Below are 21767 nucleotides of genomic sequence, written 5' to 3' on the forward strand. Positions count from 1 at the left end.
ATGACAGGATCAACGTTAATTTTAATTGCAGTTGCAGGTATTTTCTTATTACTATTTTTAGTAATGCGTACGAAACTTCATGCATTCGTTGCACTTTTACTTGTTAGTTTACTAGTGGGAATTGCTGCTGGAATGCCACTAGAAGAAGTATTAAAATCAGTAGAATCAGGAATGGGCGGCACCCTTGGATTCGTAGCTGTTGTTGTTGGCCTAGGTGCCATGTTTGGTCGCATGCTCGAAGTTTCAGGTGGAGCAGAGCGTCTTGCTCAAACATTGATTGGAAAATTTGGCGAGAAAAATTCACAGTGGGCTCTTGGGTTAGCTGGTTTCATCGTTGCCATCCCAGTATTTTTTGATGTTGGATTTATCATTCTAGTACCAATCGTTTATGGATTAGCCCGAAAAACGGGGAAATCACTTCTATTTTACGGAATTCCTCTTTTAGCAGGTCTTGCGGTAACGCATGCGTTTATTCCACCGACACCAGGACCAATTGCCGTAGCAACGATCATTGGTGCAGACCTTGGTTGGGTTATTCTGTTTGGTGTGCTCGCTGGTATTCCTTCTATGATTCTGGCAGGTCCGGTATTCGGAAAATACATTGCAAAAAAAATACATGTAGTTGTGCCGGAATATATGGAAGTTGAAGAAAAAGAAGTAGATAAAGATCTTCCTAGCTTTGGTTTAATTGCGTTTCTAGTGTTCATTCCATTAGTGCTTATCTTGGCGAATACGCTTTCAGGAGTTCTTCTTGATGAAGGGAATGCAGTTCGTTCATTTCTAACATTCTTAGGACACCCTTATGTCGCGCTTACGATTGCGACTCTCTTAACATTTATCCTATTAGGTACTCGCCGTGGTTACACACGTGATGAAGTACAAAGCATTGCAACAAAAGCACTTGAGCCAGCAGGAATTATCATTCTTGTAACAGGTGCAGGTGGTGTGTTTAAGCAGATTTTAATCGATTCTGGTGTAGGTGACGTACTTGGTACGATGATGGCAAACTCTGCACTTCCACCGATTTTAATGGCGTTTGCAATTGCTGCACTCGTCCGCATTGCACAAGGTTCTGCAACGGTTGCAATGGTTACGGCTGCCGGACTGATTACACCGCTAATTGATGCAATTGGCTATACGGGCCCTGTTTTAGGTCTGATTGTTATTGCGATTGCAGCTGGTTCTACAGTCGTTTCCCACGTAAATGACTCAGGTTTCTGGTTAGTAAACCGCTACTTCGGACTTGATGTCAAAGATACCCTTAAAACATGGACCGTCATGGAAACCATTATTGGGGTTGTAGGGTTCCTAGTTGTATTTACTATAAGCTTGTTTCTATAATAAAAACAAAAGAGCTGATACATGCGATTGTCAGCTCTTCATTCTCTTCTAGGAGGACATTTTTGATGCAAAATACCCATATGATTGGCGTGGACATTGGCACGACGAGTACAAAAGCCGTCGTGTTTAAAATAAATGGTGAATTCGTAGCAAGAGAAAATATTGAATACCCTTTATATACACCGAATCCAGAAACAGCAGAGCAAGATCCAGATCAAATTTTTGAAGCTGTACAGGAAGCGATTCGGTCAAGTATTGAACAAAGCGGGTTATCACCGGAAGCGATTGCGTTTGTTTCATTTAGCTCAGCCATGCACAGTGTGATTGCGGTTGATCGATCTGGGAGACCACTCACTCGATCAATCACATGGGCAGATAATCGTAGTAATGACTATGCTAAAAAAATAAAAGAAACAACGGGTCATAACATTTATATGCGTACTGGAACACCGATTCATCCCATGTCACCTTTAGCTAAACTTGCGTGGCTTCATGGAGAAAACCCTGAATTGTGTAAGCGAGCAGCAAAATTCATTTCAATAAAAGAATATGTATTTTATAAGCTGTTTGGAAAATATGAAGTGGATTACTCCATTGCTTCAGCGACTGGGATGTTTAATTTAGAAGCGTTGGATTGGGATGAGGAAGCACTTGAAGTAGCGGGTGTGTCTCGTGATAAGCTTTCTGATCCTGTCTCAACAACTCACTCCATTCAAGGCATGTCCCTTGAATATGCATCTGAAATGGGGTTGCTACCTGAAACAACCTTTTATCTAGGTGCAAGTGATGGTGTATTATCAAATTTAGGTGTAAATGCAATTGAAAAAGGGTCGGTGGCTGTTACGATCGGAACAAGTGGTGCTATTCGTACCGTAACGAATAAACCAGTGACAGATCCAAAGGGGCGAATTTTTTGTTATGCATTGACGGAAAATCATTGGGTTATTGGTGGTCCTGTTAATAATGGCGGACTGATTTTAAGATGGTTGCGAGATGAATTGTGCCAAGATGTTATGAAGGATGCACAGGTACTCGGACGAAATGCGTACGATTTATTAACGGAAATGGCAGATCAAGTTCCACCTGGTGCTCAAGGGGTTATTTTTCATCCTTATATGGCAGGGGAAAGAGCACCGATTTGGAATGCGAATGCACGTGGGTCATTTTTTGGTTTAGGGATGAATCATAAAAAAGAAGATATGGTCCGTGCTGTTTTAGAAGGTATTTTGTTTAACCTATACAGCGTTTTGCTTGCGCTTGAGGAATTAATTGGCGAACCAACGCGCATTCAAGCAACGGGCGGTTTTGCTCAATCAGCAATTTGGAGACAAATGCTGGCAGACATATTTAATCAAGAGGTAGTGGTACCAGAAAGTTTTGAGAGTTCATGCTTTGGTGCGTGTGTGCTCGGTTTATATGCTTCAGGAGAAATGGAGAGACTCGAGGATGTCAGTCAGCTTGTTGGAGCAGTGCATACCCATCAACCAACAGAAGAAGCTGCATTGACATATCAAAAGGTCATACCGATGTTTATTCGTCTTTCTCGTCTATTTTCTGAAGAATATGAGGAAATGGCTAAGTTGCAGCGGAATTTAAGATAAAAATGGGGCTGCCTGGGGCCCTATTTTTAAAAATAGGTTTAATAGTATTAAGGGTGAAAAACCCTTACTCCGCTTATTCAGCTTCCATTTTTTCTAGCATTTCTGTAACAAATAACACATCCTTTTCATTTCTCTATTCTATGGTATGATAGATTCAGCCAATTTCAAAATGATTAGGTGGGGCACATGGATATAAAAGAGATGAATCTTAAATTAATTGCAATATTACAAGAGTGGGATCCGTTCAATGTGGGGGAAGAAGCATATGATACGGAAATTGTAGACGTCGTTCAAGCAATACACAACCTGCATCACCCATCCGACTTAGCCAAACGAATTCAAACGATTTATGAATTTTCATACGAGCAATGGATTCCACTACAAGACTGCACAAAAATTTCCTATAAACTTTTAGCAGTGAAAATGGATGCGGTTTGTAGTTTATAACAAAAGCGCAAGCAGCTGCCCGGTGTAGCTGGATGAAAATACTCTATTTAGAGTAAACAATATAGTAAATGATATTTAAACCATAAACAAAAGCGGTTGCCTATACATTAGGCAACCGCTTTTGTTTAATTAGATTAGTTTAAATGATTGTAGAAATATCATCAATATCGCGAGTGGAACAAAAACTTTAATTAAAAAGTACCAAACCGTCATCCAAGGTTTGGGCCCGCTAGAGCCTTTGCTTAACTCTGTGAAAACATCTTCCTTTTTCAGTTGGAAACTGACAAATAAGCTGATCAACAAAGCACCAAGAGGGAGACCAAAGCTACTCGTAATGTAGTCAGCAAAATCAAAGATTACATACCCCATAATGGTAACGTCCGTTAACACGCCAAAAGAAAGAGCACTTGGAATCCCAATAGCGAAAATAAGAGAACCTGCGATCCACGTATACTGTTTGCGTTTGCGATCGTTTCCTCTTGAAAAGGATGCAACGACCATCTCGAGTACGGAGAATGCTGAAGTCAAAGTCGCAAATAGCAGAAGTACCAAAAATACAAACATAAAAACGCCGCCAAATACCAACTCATTAAAAACAGCAGGCAACACAACAAACACAAGTCCTGGGCCTTCATTAGGTTCAAAACCTAGTGCAAAAACAGCTGGAAAAATTACAAGTCCTGCTAAAATAGAAATAATAATATTTAAGGAAGCGACAGACAACGCTGATCGTCCAAGATTTTCTTTATCACTTAAATAAGATGAATAAGTAATCATTACAGCTAGACCAACACTTAGTGCAAAAAAGGCTTGTCCAAGTGCGAGCAGCATTGTTTCTCCGCTAAAGTAACTCCAGTCTGGAATAAATAAAAATTCCAAACCTTCTGAAGCCCCTTCTAATGTCATCGAACGAATCGCAAGTACAACAAACAAAATTAAAAGTGCGGGCATCATAAATGTACTCGCTTTTTCAATGCCTTTTTGAATGCCTCCTTGTACAATCAAGATCGTTATAAGCATAAAGATCAGTTGGGCAAGGAGCACTTCAACAGGGTTAGCGATAATGGAATCAAACAAAGCTCCATATTCCCCCTGTGTTAAACCACTCAATCCACCTGTAACACTGCGTGCAAGGTAAGACAGTATCCACCCTCCAACAACACTATAAAAAGATAAAATAATAATGGCAATGATTGTCCCGAAGATTCCAATTACAGACCAAGGAGTAGAAGGTGCTAACTTTTTAAACGTACTAATTGCATCGGTCTTTCCTTTTCGGCCAATCACGAATTCAGCAAGTAAAATCGGTCCTGAAATAACAACTGTAAATAAAATGAAAAAGAGCAAAAAGATACTACCACCGTTTGCGCCGGCCGTGTATGGGAACTTCCAGATTGCGCCCAGACCAATCGCAGATCCTGCCGCGGCCAAAACGAATCCCAATTTTGTAGACCATTGTTGGTTATTCATAAGGTCATTCTTCCTTTCGTTTTCTGATGATTTGTAAATCCTACTATAATTTTGTCGAAATATAAAGAATAAAATTTATATTTGTCGAAAATATTATTATCTCCCTTTTTATATAACGACATTACTGGAAGATTTAGCGATATAATTACACATAGAGAATGAAGAGGAGAGGGGTTAGCATGGATGGCAATAGGCCTACACAACAATCAAAAGAAGAAATTTGGTACGAGTCTGTAGAATTCATCGAACAGCACGTACCACGAATTGAACATTTTTTTATTCAATTAGGAACTTCTAAAGAAGACATTCCACAGTTAGTGTGTGCTGTTTTTGAAAAATATAAGCAACAATCGACCGATTCTACGAAAGCTCCATCTATCGATCATTTTTACCAAATAGCATTTGCGGTCCATAAGAAGGAAGAAGAAACACGGGAATTAGAGCAAGAAGGTCGTATTCACGAAGAACGACTGTTTGTCTATGCAGAAGATCAACAGCTACATGATGCGATTCAATTACTTCCTTTAAACGAACGAGCCATCATCATTCTTACTTTCTTTCATTCTTTAAATGAGATTGAAATAAGTAAAGTTGTGTCTTTAAGCTGTGAGGAAATTACGAGTGAGTTGAAAGTTTCTTGGCGGAAATTGACAAAAATCTTGTCCGATCAAGAAGGGGCAGATTTAACCGAAGAGCAAGTGGGAAAATGGATGTCTTTTCTGGATGCATCCTATTCCAAGATGCAATTAATCTCATCGCCAAACGCAATTAACGAGCAGTTAAACAAAGAACATCAACCGTCTGTTCAACAAGTGAAAAAATACCAATCTAAATTTTTTTGGCTAGCTGTTGCTGCACCAATCGTTCTTACAGTGGGGCTTGCATTTTTGATTCCGACTGGTGAACAGGAAGCAGCGGGCGAAGGTGACGGTCGCGGAACGGAAGAAGAGAATATAGAAGAAGGTTTAGCAGCATTGGATCAAGCGTTTGAGGCCAGGTTGCCACAACTAGCAGAAGACCTTGGGCTATCGGTAGAAGAATTAAATGAGCTTACATTTGTTATTGACCAAAAAATGTGGCTTGAAGATGTTAAAGAAATGATCGAATCAGAAGAAGCTCTAGAAGTTCGAGGGCATTTTGCTGATTTTGATTTGGATGCATATGCAGAAGACATACTTGCACAGCTAGTTCCTCCATTAGAGTTTCTTAGCTTTGAATACAATGAAACGAAGAAGTATACAGATGATATTACATTAGCTGATTCTGATCTCCTTGCTTATAACTATCTATACCGTATCAACGGGTTGAGCGGGGTGTATAATCAAAAACTAAACGAGTATCAAATAGAGTTTGGCGAATTGAAAGGGCAACCATTTACGGATGAATCGTTGCCAAAAGAAATCGAAGGGTTTTTAGATAAAATTCATCAAAATGGGTTTGTGTATACATTTATAACTTCAACTGAAACATTCGAAGTGAAGCTAGGTGGAGAGTACTTCAATAATCAAATCAGTGTTTTAGACCCTCTTTACCAAAATTATTTGCAAGATCGTCCATCCTTGCCGTTCGTAATAGGCGAAGACATGCAAATGAGTTATTCCGATGCGACTGAAACGCTTATTAAAGCAGAGCAGTGGCTAAAGGATATAGAAAAAGGAACGAGCGAAAATATGTGGAATGAAATACGGTTGATGCCAGTATTTAATGAGTTAGCAATGCAACATAGAGAGCTGTTAACACGATTTATTCTTGGTTCATTTAAGGATCCAGTATTTCAAGAAGGTTTACTAAGGCAAGAGGTGAAACAAGCATGGGAAACAGTGATTAAGACAGAGAATGCAGATGAGTATGAAACGACTTCGATTGTCAACGAACATTATGAAAAACTAGCGGAGACGGACTTCACTGAGATAAGGGATTGGTATGATCGAAATAAGGTAGTTGAAACTACATATGATTCACAAGCCTGGTATGATCCTTTTCAGAATTTCACGATTCCTCTTGAAAATGAGGTATCAGACATTTTTACACAATACCAACAGGAAAATGACGTTGAAATACTTAAACAACTTTCAGCTCATGAAGTTGTTCAATTTTACTTACATGCTATCTTTCTTGGGGATATAGGAACTGCCTTTTCGCTATTGGCTGACACAGAAGACAGACCGAGTGAAGAGCAATTTATTGCCGAGATAGAAAGAGAATCTCTATACACTCAAGATTTTAGTGAACTAGGTCACGTATCAATTAATTATGAAGACGAAGAGTATCTCTTAGTATCAGTGGGATTCGTATCAGGGTATATATTTCAAATAATGATAAGTGATGAGGGTGAAGTATACAAAGTGGTTTATGATCAAGGACATTTCTTAGAATGATATTTCTGCAGCCTGATTCCTAAATTCATAGGGGATCGGGTTGTTTGATTTTTACAGGAAACGTTATGGTTATAGAAACTCTGAACTGCATATTTAACTTCTTCAGCTGAACGGAAGCGTATGGTGTAAACACAAGATAGATGGCATATTTTCTGAAAATCGAAATAGGTTAGAAGGAGATTTCCAAATGGAATCTAAATCTGTTTTTGGAGGTGGAACTAAATCATGAGTGATTTTCTGAAAAATTGTAAGGAGTGTTGTTTAGCCCTTGGTTTAGCTGTTTTCGGAGGTTTATTTTTAATACCTATTTCATTATCCTTAGTTGTAGCGGCAGCTCTTAACGAAATCGGTGGTGGAGGAGCACAAGAAACAGCTGCGATTATTATACTTATTGTTGTATTGATTATCGTGATAGTTGTTTTGGTACTTCTGGTATTACTAGCCGCTACTCTTATTAAAGTGGCTAAGAAAGCTTGTTGTGTTAAATAAAAAGTGTGAATTTTTAATGTATGTGAGGAGGAGAGGTTTTGAGTGATAATCAGTCTTCAATGAAAGAGTGTACCGAACATTTAAGCACTACAATCATTGTTGCAGCAATTGCTGGTAGTTCAGTTGTTGGTGGCTTGTTTCTGGTGACTTTATTAATACAGTTCATTGTTTGACATAATGAAGGTTTGATAACGAAAAACTTCCTGTTCTAAGTACTATGACTTTTAATTAAAGAATACTTTAGAAGGAAAATTAAACTCAAGACAATAATTTCAGGTTTTTGATGAAACTTTTGATTAAGACCATTTCTTGAAGTGCTCCCTGTCAAGTAGACAGGAATTTAAAAAGCCATACTAAGCAGCCTGATTCCTAAATTCATAGGGGATCAGGTTGTTTGATTTTTATTGGAAACGTTGATGTTATAGAAACGAATATACTTCTGAACTGCATTCTTAACTTCTTCGGCGGAACGGAATCGAAAGAGGTTAAAACATTCTGATTTGAAGTGGCTAAAAAAGTTTTCATTGCACGCATAATCCCAACAGTTTTACTTTCTGGAATTTTCTGTCTGATATAGGGAGATTATATCAACTTTTGGCAGGTTTTTTTAGAGTGCCAATTGGATCGGTAAAATATCCTTATATTGGATGTTCAATAACAAAACAATTTTTGAATTATCTTGTCTCTTATGATATAATCAATAATTGCGTGTAAACGATAAAATAATATATAACAGGAGATGTTCCCATGTCTACAAATTTCGAAGCAGGACAAGAGCTTAAAGGTAAAGTAACTGGCATTCAGCCATACGGTGCATTTGTTGCGCTTGACGAGAATACACAAGGTTTAGTTCACATTTCTGAAATCACTCACGGTTACGTAAGTGATGTAAGTGAGCACCTTACAGTAGGACAAGAAGTTAATATTAAAATTCTTTCAGTTGACGAGAAAGCTGGAAAATTCAGCCTTTCAATCCGTGCTACTGAAGAAGCTCCAGAAGTTAAGCCGCAGGCTCGTAAAGAACGCCGTCAAGCTCCTTCAAAAGCTGTCTCTCACACAGAAGATACAACTGGCTTCAACAGCCTAAAAGACAAGCTTCAAGATTGGATCGACCAATCTGATATGAAACGATAAAAACAAACGTATGAGCCTAAGCCTTCACAGCCGTAGGAGGAGGGAGGCATCCCACCTCAGCGGCAGGATCACTTACGATCCGTGAGGCTGCTCTTTTGAAAAGTCCGGACACCTTATTTAGGTGATCCGGATTTTTTTTGTCTGATTAAATTGTTTTTCTTTAACCGATATTGCAAGTTTTGTCGACTCATACCTAATGCATCCGCTGTTTTCGTTATGTTGTAGTCATGATACTGAAGCGCTTTTTGAATATAGTACGATTCCGCTTCTTGTAAAAAAGCATCCAATGCTTGTATTGCTTTTCCTTCACGAACCATGAAGGCCGAACTATCTAATGTTGGTTTCGAACTCATCGGATCCTCGAATTTCAAACGGAAATAATGGGGAAGGTGAGTAAACAGCAGCATCGTGTCCTGATCCATCGCAAACATGGATGCTTCTATCACGTGTTCAAGTTCACGAACATTGCCTGGCCAATCATATTCATAGAATAATTGGATCACTTCATCCGATACTTCTTCAATAAGTGTTTGGAAGCGAGTATTAAAATGATTGATAAAATAAGTGCAAAGCGCTCGTATGTCTTCTTTGCGATCGCGTAGACTCGGCACAAAAATGGTCACTTCACTCATTGTGTAATAAAGGTCTTTATCTAATTTCCCTGACTGAATCGCATCAATTGGGTCTTCACTCAGCGTTAAAATAGGGTAATGGTTAGGTCGTTCCGTCATCCTACTTTCTTTTCTCCATTCAACCAAATGTTGCGTTAACTTTTTTTGCAAATTTAAGTCGAGGCATTCTAAATGGTTGATAAACCAAGTAGATGGACCTTCAGTGTGAGTTTCTTTCTCCTTGGAGAATAATAATTCCTGCAATCGTTCAGTAGGCAACGAACGGCAATCAATTGATCGAAAGGCGTGAGTACCTAATTGTCGTTCCATATGAATGCTTTGTGCTAGTCGCTCTTTCCCGCTACCAGCTTCTCCTGTAAGCAAAATCATGCTACAAGTTTGACTCGCTTTTTTTCCTTCAAAAATCATTTCTTTTATCAGTGGTGAAGTATCAGTCCAGTGATCAAACGTTGAAAGGTTTGAAGGAGCTGAACCCAAATGACCTATATACTGCTCCATTGAAGAGACATCACGCGTAATTTCAATCGCGCCAACTACATTTTTTTCAACGGTTATGGGATACGTATCATTTAACGTCGTAATTTCATGCCCTCGCATATTAAAATAAGACTGTTTAACATTTAAAACAGGCTTTTTCGTTGCAAGAACTTGAAGCAATGTACTCCTTTCATCAGGATGAAATTGAAAAACATCAACTAATCGTTTATCTAAAATATCGGTTTCTTCCATAGATTCCATTTCTCGAATTTTTTGGTTGTATAGGATGGTTCGTCCGTTTAAATCGACCACGTGAACCCCTTGTTGTATGTGATCAAGCGCTTGAGCAACAAATTGAATATCAAGATAATTTCCTCTTGGTACGCTCATTTCGCCAACTCCCTTTGCATATATTAAAAACTGAAAACAAAAAATACTTGAAATTTACAAACATCTTTTGCATTATTATATATGTAAGGGTTTTCTTACTGCAAATTTTTTTTGCTATTACAGCCAAAACATCACTCATTATATAGGAGGTTTACTATGATTCCGTACAAGCATGAGCCGTTTACTGATTTTTCTGTGAAAGAAAACAAGAAAGCGTTTGAAGAAGGTTTACAAACCGTTGAGAGTTATCTGGGTCAAGACTACCCACTCATCATCGGCGGAGAACGTGTGATAACTGAAGAAAAAATTGTTTCTTATAATCCAGGGAAAAAAAATGAAGTAGTAGGGCGCGTTTCAAAAGCGAATCAAGATATTGCTGAAAAGGCAATGCAGGTAGCTGATGAAGCATTTAAAACTTGGCGAAAAGTAAAGCCTGAGATTCGTGCTGACATCTTGTTCCGTGCAGCCGCAATTGTACGCCGTCGTAAGCATGAGTTTTCTGCTCTGCTTGTGAAGGAAGCTGGTAAGCCTTGGAACGAAGCAGATGCTGATACAGCGGAAGCGATCGATTTCCTAGAATATTATGGTCGCGAAATGCTTGCATTGAAAGATGGAAAAAAAGTGGAAAGTCGCCCTGGTGAATACAATCGTTATGATTACATTCCACTAGGTGTTGGAGTGGTTATCTCACCATGGAATTTTGCTTTTGCCATTATGGCTGGTACAGCAGTTGCTGCTCTAGTTGCAGGGAACACTGTACTACTTAAACCTGCATCAACAACACCAGTCGTTGCAGCTAAGTTTGTTGAAGTAATGGAAGAAGCGGGTCTACCTAAAGGAGTTCTTAACTATATTCCTGGTAGCGGTAAAGAAGTAGGAGATTATCTTGTTGATCACCAACGCACTCGTTTCATCTCATTCACAGGTTCACGTGACGTTGGTACACGCATATATGAGCGTGCAGCGAAAGTTCAGCCAGGTCAAGTTTGGTTGAAGCGTGTAATCGCAGAAATGGGTGGAAAAGATACGATGGTTGTTGATCAAGATGCTGATCTTGAATTAGCTGCTCAATCAATTGTGAAATCTGCATTTGGATTCAGTGGACAAAAATGTTCAGCTTGTTCTCGCGCAGTTGTAGTTGAAAATGTATATGATCAAGTACTCGACCGTGTGGTTGAATTAACAAAAGAACTATCACTTGGGGAAACGACAACACCAGAAACATTCATGGGTCCAGTCATCGACCAAGCTGCATTTGATAAAATTACAAGCTACATCGAGATCGGTAAAGAAGAAGGTCGTCTTGTTGCTGGAGGAGAAGGGGATAGTTCAAAAGGTTATTTCATTAAACCAACCGTATTTGCTGACCTACATCCTAATTCACGCCTTATGCAAGAAGAAATCTTTGGTCCTGTTGTCGGCTTTACTAAAGCGAAAGATTTCGATCACGCAATTGAAGTTGCAAACGACACTGACTATGGCTTAACAGGAGCTGTTATTACAAACAACCGTATGAATCAAGAAAAAGCGCGTGAAGATTTCCATGTGGGTAATCTTTATTTCAACCGTGGCTGTACTGGCGCGATTGTTGGCTACCAACCGTTTGGTGGATTTGATATGTCAGGTACGGACTCTAAAGCGGGTGGACCAGATTATCTAACTCTTCACATGCAAGCGAAAACAACTTCTGAAATGCTTTAATCAACATAAGAAATTGAGATACCGGCCTAAAGGGGATTATGAATAGAGCGGGGGGCCTAAAAGTTCCCATTCAAAGGTTAAACGAATGCTGTAGCCTTTTCTGTTCACTGAGATCTTTACGGGTCGGTATTTTTTTATAAATGAACATTAATACGGAGGGATTTTATGACATCATCATCAAGCATTATTGAGCAAACCGAAAAATTTGGAGCACATAATTATCACCCACTGCCAATCGTTATTTCTGAGGCTGAAGGAGTTTGGGTTAAAGATCCTGAAGGCAACCGTTACATGGATATGCTTAGTGCGTATTCTGCTGTAAACCAAGGGCATCGTCACCCTAAAATCATTCAAGCATTAAAAGACCAAGCTGATCGTGTAACACTGACTTCTCGTGCATTTCATAATGACCAACTAGCACCATGGTATGAACTAATTTGTGAACTGTCAGGAAAAGAAATGGCTTTGCCAATGAATACGGGGGCAGAGGCAGTTGAAACGGCAGTTAAAACAGCAAGGCGTTGGGGCTATGAAGTAAAAGGGATCCCTGATAACCAAGCAGAAATCATCGCTTGTAATGGGAATTTTCATGGTCGTACGATGACAGCTGTTTCTCTTTCGTCAGAAGATGAATATCAACGCGGTTTTGGACCAATGCTACCAGGTATAAAGCTAATTCCTTATGGCGATTTAGACGCGTTGAAAAATGCAATTACTCCAAACACCGCAGCATTTCTAGTTGAGCCGATTCAAGGGGAAGCCGGTATCATTTTTCCACCTGAAGGATTCTTAAAAGCAGCAGGTGAGATTTGTAAAGAAAACAATGTATTATTTATTGCAGATGAAATACAAGCTGGTCTTTGCCGTTCAGGAAAAATGTTTGCATGTGAATGGGACGATGTCGAGCCTGACATGTATATTTTAGGAAAAGCACTTGGTGGAGGCGTTTTCCCGATATCGTGTGTTGTTGCAAATCAGGAGGTACTTGGCGTTTTTAACCCGGGGTCACACGGATCAACATTCGGTGGAAACCCAATGGCATGTGCAGTTTCTATTGCTTCATTAAACGTATTGACTGAAGAAAATTTAGCGGAACGTTCACTCGAAATGGGTGAATACTTCATGGGTGCTTTAAAGAAAATGAACAACCCAATCATTAAGGATGTACGCGGAAGTGGACTATTTATTGGAATGGAATTAACAGAACCAGCGCGTAAATATTGTGAAGCTTTAAAGCGAGAAGGGCTTCTATGCAAAGAGACACATGACACAGTTATTCGATTTGCACCACCGCTTGTGATCTCTAAAGAGGAGCTTGATTGGGCGATTGAACGAATCGTTCGTGTTCTGTCTTAAAATACGCGCGAAATCTATTCTTTTAAAATGTATCTATGTTACAATCATGCCGATACATACTAACGAAATAAAAGAGGCGAACATCTATCATGGAAGAAAATTTAAATCTTTTTACGTCCACACAAGAGGTTATTCACGAAGCATTAAAAAAAATGGGCTACGATGAAAGCGTTTATGAACTAATGAAAGAACCATTGCGTTTATTAACAGTTCGTATGCCTGTTCGGATGGATGATGGGACCACTCGTGTGTTTACTGGGTATCGTGCTCAGCACAATGATTCAGTTGGACCTACAAAAGGGGGCGTTCGTTTTCATCCTGATGTAAATGAGGAGGAAGTAAAAGCCTTATCTATGTGGATGACATTAAAATGCGGTATTGTGGATTTACCTTATGGTGGAGGAAAAGGTGGAATTATTTGTGATCCACGTACGATGTCAATAGGAGAAGCTGAGCGCTTAAGTCGTGCGTACGTTCGTGCAATCAGTCAAATTGTTGGACCAACGAAAGATATTCCGGCACCTGATGTGTATACAAACTCTCAAATTATGGCTTGGATGATGGACGAATATAGCCGAATTGACGAATTTAATTCTCCAGGATTTATTACAGGTAAACCAATAGTTCTTGGGGGTTCTCAAGGACGTGAAAAAGCAACAGCTCAAGGTGTTACCATTTGTATAAAAGAAGCAGCTAAAAAGCGTGGAATTGACTTGAAAGGTGCACGTGTGGTTGTACAAGGTTTCGGTAATGCTGGAAGCTTCCTTGCTAAATTTATGCATGAAGCGGGTGCGAAGGTCATCGCAATTTCAGATGCACATGGTGCGATTCATGATCCAAACGGACTTGATATTGATTATTTATTGGATCGACGAGATAGCTTTGGAACCGTTACAACGCTTTTTGAAAATACATTAACAAATAGTCAATTGCTTGAAATTGAATGTGACATTTTAGTACCGGCGGCAGTTTCAAACCAAATTACTATTGAAAATGTAGATCGAATCAATGCATCCATCATTGTTGAAGCAGCTAATGGTCCAACGACGATGGAAGCAACGAAAAAGCTAAACGAACGCGATGTTTTGCTTGTACCAGATGTTTTAGCAAGTTCAGGTGGCGTAACGGTTTCTTATTTTGAATGGGTTCAAAATAACCAAGGGTACTACTGGACAGAAGACAAAGTAAACGAAAAGCTTGAGAAAAAAATTATCGATGCGTTTAATCAAGTGTATGATTTAGCACAAAATAGACGAGTAAACATGCGCGTAGCAGCTTATATGGTTGGTGTTAAAAAAGCTGCGGAGGCTTCACGTTTCCGTGGATGGGTCTAAGAAAATTTTTACCTACAATTTAAAAAACTGGTGACCCGCATTTAAAGGGTCACCAGTCTTTTTTAATTTACTGGATGTGGATCTGCTTCTTGCTCAACCTCTTCAGATGGTTTAAACAACAATCCTAGATTAATGAGACCAGCGATACCGACAAGACCATACACAAGTCGAGATAATGCGGCATCTTGGCCACCAAAAAATGAAGCAACTAAATCGAATTGGAAAAATCCGATAAGACCCCAATTTAAAGCTCCTATAATAGTAAAAGCAAGGGCAATTCGCTGAATAGGACTCAAATTATTCCTCTCCTTTTTCAAATGTATTAGTTTTAGTATGGTTTGCAATTTATTTTTTATTCAGATAGAACGACTTACTAGATCGTATATGAGCATCTATTTTGCAAATAAGAAGAACATACTTGATAATAAACATGGAAATTAAAGGAGGCGGAAGGAATGAATACATTTACATTTTATAATCCAACTAAATTAATTTTTGGAAAAGATCAACTTGAACAATTAAAAGAAGAAATACCACAATACGGAAAGAATGTTCTTGTCGTTTACGGTGGAGGAAGTATTAAAAGGAATGGTTTATATGATAAAGTAATCGCAACACTTAACGAAATTGATGTGACGGTTTCTGAATTATCAGGTGTTGAACCCAACCCTCGATTAACGACTGCTGAAAAAGGAATTGACATTTGTAAAAAAGAAAACATTGATTTTATTTTAGCGGTAGGTGGAGGAAGTGTTATTGACTGCACGAAGCTAATAGCAGCAGGGGCAAAATATGATGGAGAAGCTTGGGATCTTGTAACGAAAAAAGCGGTAGCTTCAGAAGCTCTACCATTCGGTACGGTCTTAACGCTTGCAGCAACAGGATCTGAAATGAATGCTGGTTCCGTTATTACTAACCTTGAAACACAAGAAAAATATGGATGGGGAAGCCCTGTCACATTCCCTAAATTCTCAATTTTAGATCCACAAAATACATTTACAGTTCCTCAAGATCAGACGATTTACGGAATCGTGGACATGATGTCTCATTTATTCGAGCAGTATTTCCACAATGCATCGAATACACCTGTACAAGATCGTTTGATTGAAAGTGTTTTACGTACGGTTATTGAAACAGCGCCTAACCTAGTTGAGGACCTTGAAAACTACGAATTACGTGAAACTATCCTATACAGTGGAACATTAGCGCTGAATGGTATGCTGCAAATGGGCTATCGCGGCGACTGGGCATCTCATAATATTGAGCATGCGGTATCTGCCGTTTATGACATCCCACACGCCGGCGGGTTGGCGATTTTATTCCCGAACTGGATGAAGCATAATTTAGAAGTAAACGAAGGCCGATTTAAGCAAATGGCTGTTCGCATATTTGACGTAGATCCTGAAGGGAAAACCGATAAAGAAGTTGGACTTGAAGGAATCGAACAACTACGTGTATTCTGGACTAGCATTGGAGCACCATCTCGTTTGGCGGATTATGACATTACAGACGAAAAGATCGATGTTATGGCAGGTAAAGCGATGATCAATGGTGAGTTTGGTAACTTTAAATCTCTTCGAAAAGACGATGTTGTAGAAATTTTGGCCGCATCGCTCTAGATTTTGATTGTCGAGAAATTCTAAGTGTAGTTGTAGATTTCTTCAGCGTGCAGTATGGTGTTAACGCCATACTGCACGCTGAAGAATGATTAAATGCAAAGAAAGCTCATATCATTATATTTTTGTTTTTTACAAACGAAAAGCTGTTGGCCATAGGGTGGTCATCAGCTTTTTTAGTAGAAAAATACTATATATTTTAATGTATTCGCTTTCATCAAAGGACCTTTCTTGATTCTGATGGGTTCTTTCGATAAAGTGAAAGAGGGAAATCTATTTAACGGAGGAACGACATGACGCATATTCGTTTTGATTATTCAAATGCACTTGATTTTTTTGGTGAGCACGAGCTTACATATCTTCAAGATACGGTAAAACAAGCTCATCACTCTTTACACGAAGGAACAGGAGCTGGAAGTGATTATTTAGGATGGATTGACCTTCCAGTGAACTATGACCAAGAAGAATTTTCACGTATTCAACAAGCGACAAAAAAAATTCAAGGTGATTCTGATGTGCTTTTAGTCGTCGGAATTGGGGGCTCTTATTTAGGCGCTCGTGCAGCGATTGAAATGTTAAATCACAGCTTTTACAATGCAATAACGAAAGAACAGCGTAAAACGCCGCAAGTCATTTTTATTGGAAATAATATTAGCTCTACGTATATGCGTGACGTAATGGATGTGTTAGAGGGCAAAGATTTTTCAATCAACGTGATCTCGAAATCAGGTACAACGACAGAACCAGCGATCGCATTCCGCATATTCCGTAAACTTTTGGAAGAAAAATATGGAGTGGAAGAAGCAAAAGGTCGTATTTATGCAACAACAGATAAATCAAAAGGTGCTCTAAAAACGTTAGCTATGGAAGAAGGCTTTGAAACGTTTGTTGTTCCTGATGATGTTGGTGGTCGTTATTCGGTTTTAACTGCAGTAGGTTTACTGCCGATCGCTGTGAGTGGTGTTGACATCGAGTCCATGATGAAAGGTGCTCGTGATGCACGCGATGTTTACAGCTCATCTGAACTTGCAGAAAATGAAGCGTACCAATATGCAGCCATTCGAAATGTTTTATATAACAAAGGTAAAACAATTGAAATGCTGATTAACTATGAACCGGGCCTTCAATACTTTAATGAGTGGTGGAAGCAATTATTTGGTGAAAGTGAAGGAAAAGATTTAAAAGGCATTTTCCCATCATCGGCTAATTTTTCAACAGACCTACATTCACTAGGGCAGTATGTTCAAGAAGGGCGTCGTGACCTATTCGAAACAGTTGTAAAAGTAGGAAAACCACGTCATGAATTGACGATTGAGGAAGCACCGAGTGATCTTGATGGACTGAATTACCTTGCTGGTGAGACAGTTGATTTTGTAAATAACAAAGCATTCCAAGGTACACTGCTCGCTCATAATGACGGAGGCGTACCTAATCTTGTTGTTGAAATTCCAGAAATGGATGCCTATACATTCGGTTACCTTGTGTACTTCTTTGAAAAAGCGTGCGCAATGAGCGGTTATCTTTTAGGTGTAAATCCATTTGACCAACCGGGCGTTGAAGCATACAAAGTGAATATGTTTGCATTGCTTGGTAAACCAGGATTTGAAGACAAAAAGGTAGAACTTGAAAAACGATTAAAATAATGAACAAAAGAGTGAACATGAGCTGCGGCCTTGTTCACTCTTTTTTGGATGGATTTTTTTTGTGAAAATTTCATTTTAAATAGAAGATTGGAGCTCAAGGGCAGAATTCGGTCAGTAACAAGTCACTTCGGTAACTCTATATCCAGAAAATTTTACACTTCTAACTTTCTGAATAACCCCATATTTATCGGAAAAACTATTTCATAAAAGGAGCGTGCAAACCATGATAGAAGTAAAATCTTCATTAAAAGGTTTTAAAACCACTTTATATAAGCTTGAAACAATTCTTAAGCCATTAGGATTTTCGATTGGTGGAAATTGGGAATACGATCACGGCTATTTTGACTATCCATTGTCAAAAGAGGGTTCATATGTATATGTTCGCATTCCTTTTACAGCAATAGAAGGAGAGCTTGACCGACCAGGTGTCGTTGTAGAACTAGGCACTCCATTTATACTTGGTCACCAGTACCAAGCTGGTGTGGACGAAGAAGCAACAGTTGGAACCGTGACTGCTTCGTTTAATCAATTCCAACAACCAACAGATCCAGATACAGAAATCCCAAATGAATTTGAAAAAGAAGGTAGAGTTATTATTCAAAGAGTAGAACAAGCGATTCAAGAAAATTGATCCATTGATTGACTCAGTGCTCTTCCCACTGTCGCTTGAGATTCAATGATTGTCGTAGCACCTGCTTTTTTTGCAGAATCAACTTGTTCATTCGTTAACAGTTCAATGACACAAGGGACCGTTGGGTGAAGTCGACGTATTGTTAATAGTGTCAAAATTGTTTGGGCATCAGCTGTCTCTTCATCGACATGTTGATTCGCTGTAAGAATAATTGCTGAAGCAGTATGAATTGAAGCCTTTTGAAGTGTTTCAGAGTGAAATGGTTTTCCTTTAATAAATTGACAAAGTGACGATTCGAATAAAGGATGCCGGTTTAGAGAATTATCAATCAACACAAAGGATGTTTTCTCGTTTTGTTCGAGCAACCACAATGTGCGAGCATTCCATCCTACGATAATTACATGCTTGTGCCCATGATGCGTCTGTGTTCCATTTAATATTGCTTGTTGCCTTGTAAATGCTGAAGAGGCGATCATAAAAAAATAGCTTGAAATCAAACCAGCCCCAAGTAAAATAATGAATACTGTCAACAAACGACCAGTTTGGGTAGCGGGAGCATAATCACCATAGCCAACAGTAGACATAGTGATTAATACCCACCACGCTCCTTCTGCGTACGTTGGAAACGTTGATGGTTCAATCAAATGAATTACAAATCCAAAAAAACTTATGAATAAACCGATCAATATGATTAAATACAACCATTTCGGCACCCGCCAAACCCACGCCCAGTTCATCAAATTTATCACCTCAAAAACAGTGTTGCCAATTTCAGAATAAAATTTCACAAACCTCTTGTCATGGCAGGTTTTAGCAGTATAATAAAACGTATACACTCAAGGGGCTATAGTTCAGCGGGAGAATGCGTCGCTGGCAGCGATGAGGTCAGGGGTTCGAATCCCCTTAGCTCCATATTGTGAAACCCTCTAAGCTCTAGGCTTAGAGGGTTTTTCTTTTTGAATGATGAGGGCGTTGCTCAATAAATAAGGTGGGCTCACGTATACCGAAATGGCGAAAACCAAGCTAAGTAAGCAAGTGTGACGAGTCCAACGTACAAATTTGTTTTTTTAGGGTAGGGACTACCCGAATAGACTACTAAATAACTGTTACTGGTATTAACAAGAATCTCCCACTTCAAGCGTAGCTAAGTGGTGAGTAGTTCAACTGCTCTCAATCTCCACACCCATAACTCCGGGAAGCTTTGACACGAACGTATAAATCTCAGTGATTTGACGTTTATGATGTACAGACGTTTTTAAGTCAATTAAATGAAGCTCGTTTTTCATATCCTTTAATCGCATTTTGTCTACTTTGATTTTGTTCTGACCAAGTTTTTCTACTACAGGACTTACATCATTCGCATGGTGAACAACGATTTTCAAATACAATTCTTTTTCCTTTAGCCGCCTAGGTCCAATCCACATCAACAATAGCGGCAGTATTTCCACACTAATAATGAGTAATATAACGCCTAGTATCGCTTCTGCATAAAATCCTGCTCCGACTGCAATCCCCACTCCTGCAGCTCCCCAAATAATCGCAGCTGTTGTCAATCCAGAAATTGTATCATTCCCACGATGCATAATGACCCCAGCACCTAAGAAACCTATTCCAGAAACAATCTGTGCAGCAAGGCGTAAAGGATCCATCGTAATATTCGCTTCAGTGTCTCCTGAAAACGAATAAGCTGATTCGATAGAGACAATCGTCAACAAGCAACTTACAATCGAAATAACTAAGCTCGTCTTTAAACCAACTGGCTTGCGCTTTAACTCTCGTTCAATTCCTATAATTAAACCTAAAAGTGCAGTTAAGCCTAATTTCAAAATAACGATCTTATCGATTAAAATCATACTTGCTCCCCCTTCAAAACATCCCATAGTATTGCATTGATCTTACTGGTAAAATACAAGCTATCTATGTATATATGTATTTCGATTATATCTATCGGTTGGAAGGAGTGTTCGCCATGAATCATCCAAAACGAAACGGCTATATAGCAATCGTTATAGGCGTTTTTACAGTAGCTTTATCAGCTATATTTGTGAAATTATCACATGCTGATCCAAGTGTGATTGCCTTTTATCGCATGCTTTTTAGTGTTGTCATTATGGCACCTATCTTTTTTCTCTACTATAGAAGAGAAGTGTCAAAGCTTACCCGTCGTGATTGGCTATTTTCAACCATTGCTGGTATATTCTTAGCTTTTCACTTTATCTTATGGTTTGAATCGCTTCAGTATACGTCAGTAGCGAGTTCCACTGTTCTTGTTACTCTTCAACCACTTTTTGCGTTCGTCGGAGCATACTTTTTCTTTCAAGAACGTTTTACGATCAAATCACTTCTGGCAGCTGTTATAGCTATTATTGGTAGTTTCATCATAAGCTGGGGGGATTTTAGAATAAGTGGTATGGCATTGTACGGAGATATTCTCGCTCTAATTGCCTGCGCGCTTATCACTGCCTATCTATTATTCGGACAAGACGTGAGAAAAAGACTATCAATTATCACCTATACATTTATTTTGTATAGTATCAGTACGATTGTTTTATTCGTGTACGTCATTGTCAATGGCGACTCATTAGGACCGCTACCAGCAGAAGAATGGATGTACTTTATTCTCTTAGCTGTCTTATCAACATTATTAGGGCATTCCTTATTTAACTGGTCTCTTAAATGGATCAGTACAACCGTTATTTCAATGGCCATCTTATTTGAACCTGTACTAGCTACTATTTTAGCTTATACAGTGTTAGGGGAGAATGTTCAGCTCACACAAATTGTGGGAGGTAGCATCGTCCTTGGTGGATTAGCGCTTTTTATATTAGACGGAAAGAAGGTAAGGGGATCGTCAGGAACAAAACAATTCTTGAAAATGAAATAAAATTTCACCTCTCTAAAAAAAATTAAAATAGCTATTGCGTAATGTTATTTTCCGTGATATATTATTACTCGTCCTTAAGGCAGCTGAACGAAACAAACGGCTGAAAAACATTTTAAAAAATGTTGACATAATATCTTAAAGGGTGTACGATTATAAAGTCGCTCGAGAGAGTAACAAGAACGCAATAGCTTGAACCTTGAAAACTAAACAACCTAAAACGTCAACGTTAATTCTTGATTTAAA

General features: G+C 39.0%; 19 protein-coding genes, 1 tRNA gene and 1 pseudogene. 15 read left to right on the top strand and 6 right to left on the bottom strand.

Annotated elements, in window-relative coordinates; all coding sequences use genetic code 11:
- From AB1471_RS09385 to AB1471_RS09395, 3 genes are all read left to right on the top strand, one after another.
- A complete protein-coding gene (locus AB1471_RS09385) occupies positions 1-1341 on the top strand; it encodes a GntT/GntP/DsdX family permease (protein ID WP_367779496.1) in 1341 nt (446 codons plus the stop codon).
- A 65-nt stretch (positions 1342-1406) separates the two neighbouring features.
- Positions 1407-2942 (top strand): gluconokinase, encoded by a 1536-nt coding sequence (gntK, locus tag AB1471_RS09390; RefSeq protein ID WP_367779497.1) that lies wholly within the window; start codon positions 1407-1409, stop codon positions 2940-2942.
- A 186-nt stretch (positions 2943-3128) separates the two neighbouring features.
- Entirely contained in the window at positions 3129-3389 is a 261-nt protein-coding gene (locus AB1471_RS09395; RefSeq protein WP_367779498.1) for a DUF1871 family protein, read from the top strand.
- Positions 3390-3518: 129 nt separating this feature from the next.
- Here the strand turns inward: AB1471_RS09395 and AB1471_RS09400 are convergent, their stop codons facing one another.
- Positions 3519-4859, bottom strand: a complete 1341-nt coding sequence (locus tag AB1471_RS09400) for a sodium-dependent transporter (RefSeq protein ID WP_367779499.1) — start codon at positions 4857-4859, stop codon at positions 3519-3521.
- Between the two features lie 179 nt (positions 4860-5038).
- Between AB1471_RS09400 and AB1471_RS09405 the strand changes: the two genes are divergently transcribed.
- The 3 genes from AB1471_RS09405 to AB1471_RS09415 all read left to right on the top strand — a co-directional run bounded on the left by AB1471_RS09405 (position 5039) and on the right by AB1471_RS09415 (position 7899).
- Positions 5039-7237, top strand: coding sequence for an RNA polymerase sigma factor sigma-70 region 4 domain-containing protein (locus AB1471_RS09405; RefSeq protein WP_367779500.1), 2199 nt, complete (start codon positions 5039-5041; stop codon positions 7235-7237).
- A 225-nt stretch (positions 7238-7462) separates the two neighbouring features.
- Entirely contained in the window at positions 7463-7726 is a 264-nt protein-coding gene (locus tag AB1471_RS09410) for a hypothetical protein (protein WP_367779501.1), read from the top strand.
- Positions 7727-7764: 38 nt separating this feature from the next.
- Complete coding sequence (locus AB1471_RS09415; protein WP_367779502.1) at positions 7765-7899, top strand: hypothetical protein; 135 nt, start codon at positions 7765-7767, stop codon at positions 7897-7899.
- A gap of 212 nt (positions 7900-8111) precedes the next feature.
- On the opposite strand, the pseudogene AB1471_RS09420 reads toward AB1471_RS09415, so the two are convergent.
- A pseudogene (locus AB1471_RS09420) lies at positions 8112-8237 on the bottom strand (IS3 family transposase); the annotation flags it as partial.
- 236 nt (positions 8238-8473) lie between these two features.
- Between AB1471_RS09420 and yugI the strand changes: the two are divergent.
- Positions 8474-8860, top strand: coding sequence for a S1 domain-containing post-transcriptional regulator GSP13 (gene yugI / locus AB1471_RS09425; protein WP_367779503.1), 387 nt, complete (start codon positions 8474-8476; stop codon positions 8858-8860).
- Positions 8861-8973: 113 nt separating this feature from the next.
- On the opposite strand, the gene AB1471_RS09430 is transcribed toward yugI, so the two are convergent.
- Complete coding sequence (locus AB1471_RS09430) at positions 8974-10359, bottom strand: AAA-type ATPase lid domain-containing protein (RefSeq protein WP_367779504.1); 1386 nt, start codon at positions 10357-10359, stop codon at positions 8974-8976.
- Positions 10360-10515: 156 nt separating this feature from the next.
- On the opposite strand from AB1471_RS09430, the gene pruA reads away from it, so the two are divergent.
- The 3 genes from pruA (at position 10516) to AB1471_RS09445 (ending at position 14750) form a co-directional block, all read left to right on the top strand.
- Positions 10516-12060: an L-glutamate gamma-semialdehyde dehydrogenase gene (pruA, locus tag AB1471_RS09435; protein ID WP_367779505.1), complete on the top strand. Its 1545-nt coding sequence runs from the start codon at positions 10516-10518 to the stop codon at positions 12058-12060.
- 165 nt (positions 12061-12225) lie between these two features.
- Positions 12226-13416: an ornithine--oxo-acid transaminase gene (locus AB1471_RS09440; protein WP_367779506.1), complete on the top strand. Its 1191-nt coding sequence runs from the start codon at positions 12226-12228 to the stop codon at positions 13414-13416.
- 89 nt (positions 13417-13505) lie between these two features.
- Positions 13506-14750 (top strand): Glu/Leu/Phe/Val family dehydrogenase, encoded by a 1245-nt coding sequence (locus AB1471_RS09445; protein WP_367779507.1) that lies wholly within the window; start codon positions 13506-13508, stop codon positions 14748-14750.
- A 62-nt stretch (positions 14751-14812) separates the two neighbouring features.
- Here the strand turns inward: AB1471_RS09445 and AB1471_RS09450 are convergent, their stop codons facing one another.
- Positions 14813-15046, bottom strand: a complete 234-nt coding sequence (locus tag AB1471_RS09450) for a DUF378 domain-containing protein (protein WP_367779508.1) — start codon at positions 15044-15046, stop codon at positions 14813-14815.
- Positions 15047-15205: 159 nt separating this feature from the next.
- Here AB1471_RS09450 and AB1471_RS09455 point away from each other — a divergent pair, with 159 nt between their 5' ends.
- The 3 genes from AB1471_RS09455 to AB1471_RS09465 all read left to right on the top strand — a co-directional run bounded on the left by AB1471_RS09455 (position 15206) and on the right by AB1471_RS09465 (position 18640).
- Positions 15206-16369, top strand: coding sequence for an iron-containing alcohol dehydrogenase (locus AB1471_RS09455; RefSeq protein ID WP_367779509.1), 1164 nt, complete (start codon positions 15206-15208; stop codon positions 16367-16369).
- A gap of 290 nt (positions 16370-16659) precedes the next feature.
- Complete coding sequence (locus tag AB1471_RS09460; protein ID WP_367779510.1) at positions 16660-18009, top strand: glucose-6-phosphate isomerase; 1350 nt, start codon at positions 16660-16662, stop codon at positions 18007-18009.
- Between the two features lie 223 nt (positions 18010-18232).
- Positions 18233-18640: a YugN-like family protein gene (locus AB1471_RS09465; RefSeq protein ID WP_367779511.1), complete on the top strand. Its 408-nt coding sequence runs from the start codon at positions 18233-18235 to the stop codon at positions 18638-18640.
- Here the strand turns inward: AB1471_RS09465 and AB1471_RS09470 are convergent.
- The gene (locus AB1471_RS09470; RefSeq protein ID WP_367779512.1) at positions 18628-19476 is read right to left on the bottom strand and encodes a potassium channel family protein; all 849 of its coding nucleotides are present in this window, start codon (positions 19474-19476) and stop codon (positions 18628-18630) included. The genes AB1471_RS09465 and AB1471_RS09470 overlap by 13 nt on opposite strands.
- A gap of 4 nt (positions 19477-19480) precedes the next feature.
- Between AB1471_RS09470 and AB1471_RS09475 the strand changes: the two genes are divergently transcribed.
- Positions 19481-19552, top strand: a tRNA-Ala gene (locus AB1471_RS09475).
- A gap of 248 nt (positions 19553-19800) precedes the next feature.
- Here AB1471_RS09475 and AB1471_RS09480 read toward each other — a convergent pair.
- Entirely contained in the window at positions 19801-20493 is a 693-nt protein-coding gene (locus tag AB1471_RS09480) for an MgtC/SapB family protein (RefSeq protein ID WP_367779513.1), read from the bottom strand.
- A 116-nt stretch (positions 20494-20609) separates the two neighbouring features.
- On the opposite strand from AB1471_RS09480, the gene AB1471_RS09485 reads away from it, so the two are divergent.
- Positions 20610-21524, top strand: a complete 915-nt coding sequence (locus tag AB1471_RS09485) for a DMT family transporter (protein WP_367779514.1) — start codon at positions 20610-20612, stop codon at positions 21522-21524.
- Positions 21525-21767 lie beyond the last annotated feature (243 nt).

It is taken from the genome of Jeotgalibacillus marinus (genome assembly GCF_040801915.1).
Lineage (GTDB): Bacteria > Bacillota > Bacilli > Bacillales > Jeotgalibacillaceae > Jeotgalibacillus > Jeotgalibacillus marinus.

What these genes read in the sequence shown, in the direction of transcription:
- AB1471_RS09385 (WP_367779496.1), top strand. Translation starts at nt 1, where the DNA reads ATGACAGGATCAACGTTAATTTTAATTGCAGTTGCAGGTATTTTCTTA.
- gntK (WP_367779497.1), top strand. Translation starts at nt 1,407, where the DNA reads ATGCAAAATACCCATATGATTGGCGTGGACATTGGCACGACGAGTACA.
- AB1471_RS09395 (WP_367779498.1), top strand. Translation starts at nt 3,129, where the DNA reads ATGGATATAAAAGAGATGAATCTTAAATTAATTGCAATATTACAAGAG.
- AB1471_RS09400 (WP_367779499.1), bottom strand. Translation starts at nt 4,859, where the DNA reads ATGAATAACCAACAATGGTCTACAAAATTGGGATTCGTTTTGGCCGCG.
- AB1471_RS09405 (WP_367779500.1), top strand. Translation starts at nt 5,039, where the DNA reads ATGGATGGCAATAGGCCTACACAACAATCAAAAGAAGAAATTTGGTAC.
- AB1471_RS09410 (WP_367779501.1), top strand. Translation starts at nt 7,463, where the DNA reads ATGAGTGATTTTCTGAAAAATTGTAAGGAGTGTTGTTTAGCCCTTGGT.
- yugI (WP_367779503.1), top strand. Translation starts at nt 8,474, where the DNA reads ATGTCTACAAATTTCGAAGCAGGACAAGAGCTTAAAGGTAAAGTAACT.
- AB1471_RS09430 (WP_367779504.1), bottom strand. Translation starts at nt 10,359, where the DNA reads ATGAGCGTACCAAGAGGAAATTATCTTGATATTCAATTTGTTGCTCAA.
- pruA (WP_367779505.1), top strand. Translation starts at nt 10,516, where the DNA reads ATGATTCCGTACAAGCATGAGCCGTTTACTGATTTTTCTGTGAAAGAA.
- AB1471_RS09440 (WP_367779506.1), top strand. Translation starts at nt 12,226, where the DNA reads ATGACATCATCATCAAGCATTATTGAGCAAACCGAAAAATTTGGAGCA.
- AB1471_RS09445 (WP_367779507.1), top strand. Translation starts at nt 13,506, where the DNA reads ATGGAAGAAAATTTAAATCTTTTTACGTCCACACAAGAGGTTATTCAC.
- AB1471_RS09455 (WP_367779509.1), top strand. Translation starts at nt 15,206, where the DNA reads ATGAATACATTTACATTTTATAATCCAACTAAATTAATTTTTGGAAAA.
- AB1471_RS09460 (WP_367779510.1), top strand. Translation starts at nt 16,660, where the DNA reads ATGACGCATATTCGTTTTGATTATTCAAATGCACTTGATTTTTTTGGT.
- AB1471_RS09465 (WP_367779511.1), top strand. Translation starts at nt 18,233, where the DNA reads ATGATAGAAGTAAAATCTTCATTAAAAGGTTTTAAAACCACTTTATAT.
- AB1471_RS09480 (WP_367779513.1), bottom strand. Translation starts at nt 20,493, where the DNA reads ATGATTTTAATCGATAAGATCGTTATTTTGAAATTAGGCTTAACTGCA.
- AB1471_RS09485 (WP_367779514.1), top strand. Translation starts at nt 20,610, where the DNA reads ATGAATCATCCAAAACGAAACGGCTATATAGCAATCGTTATAGGCGTT.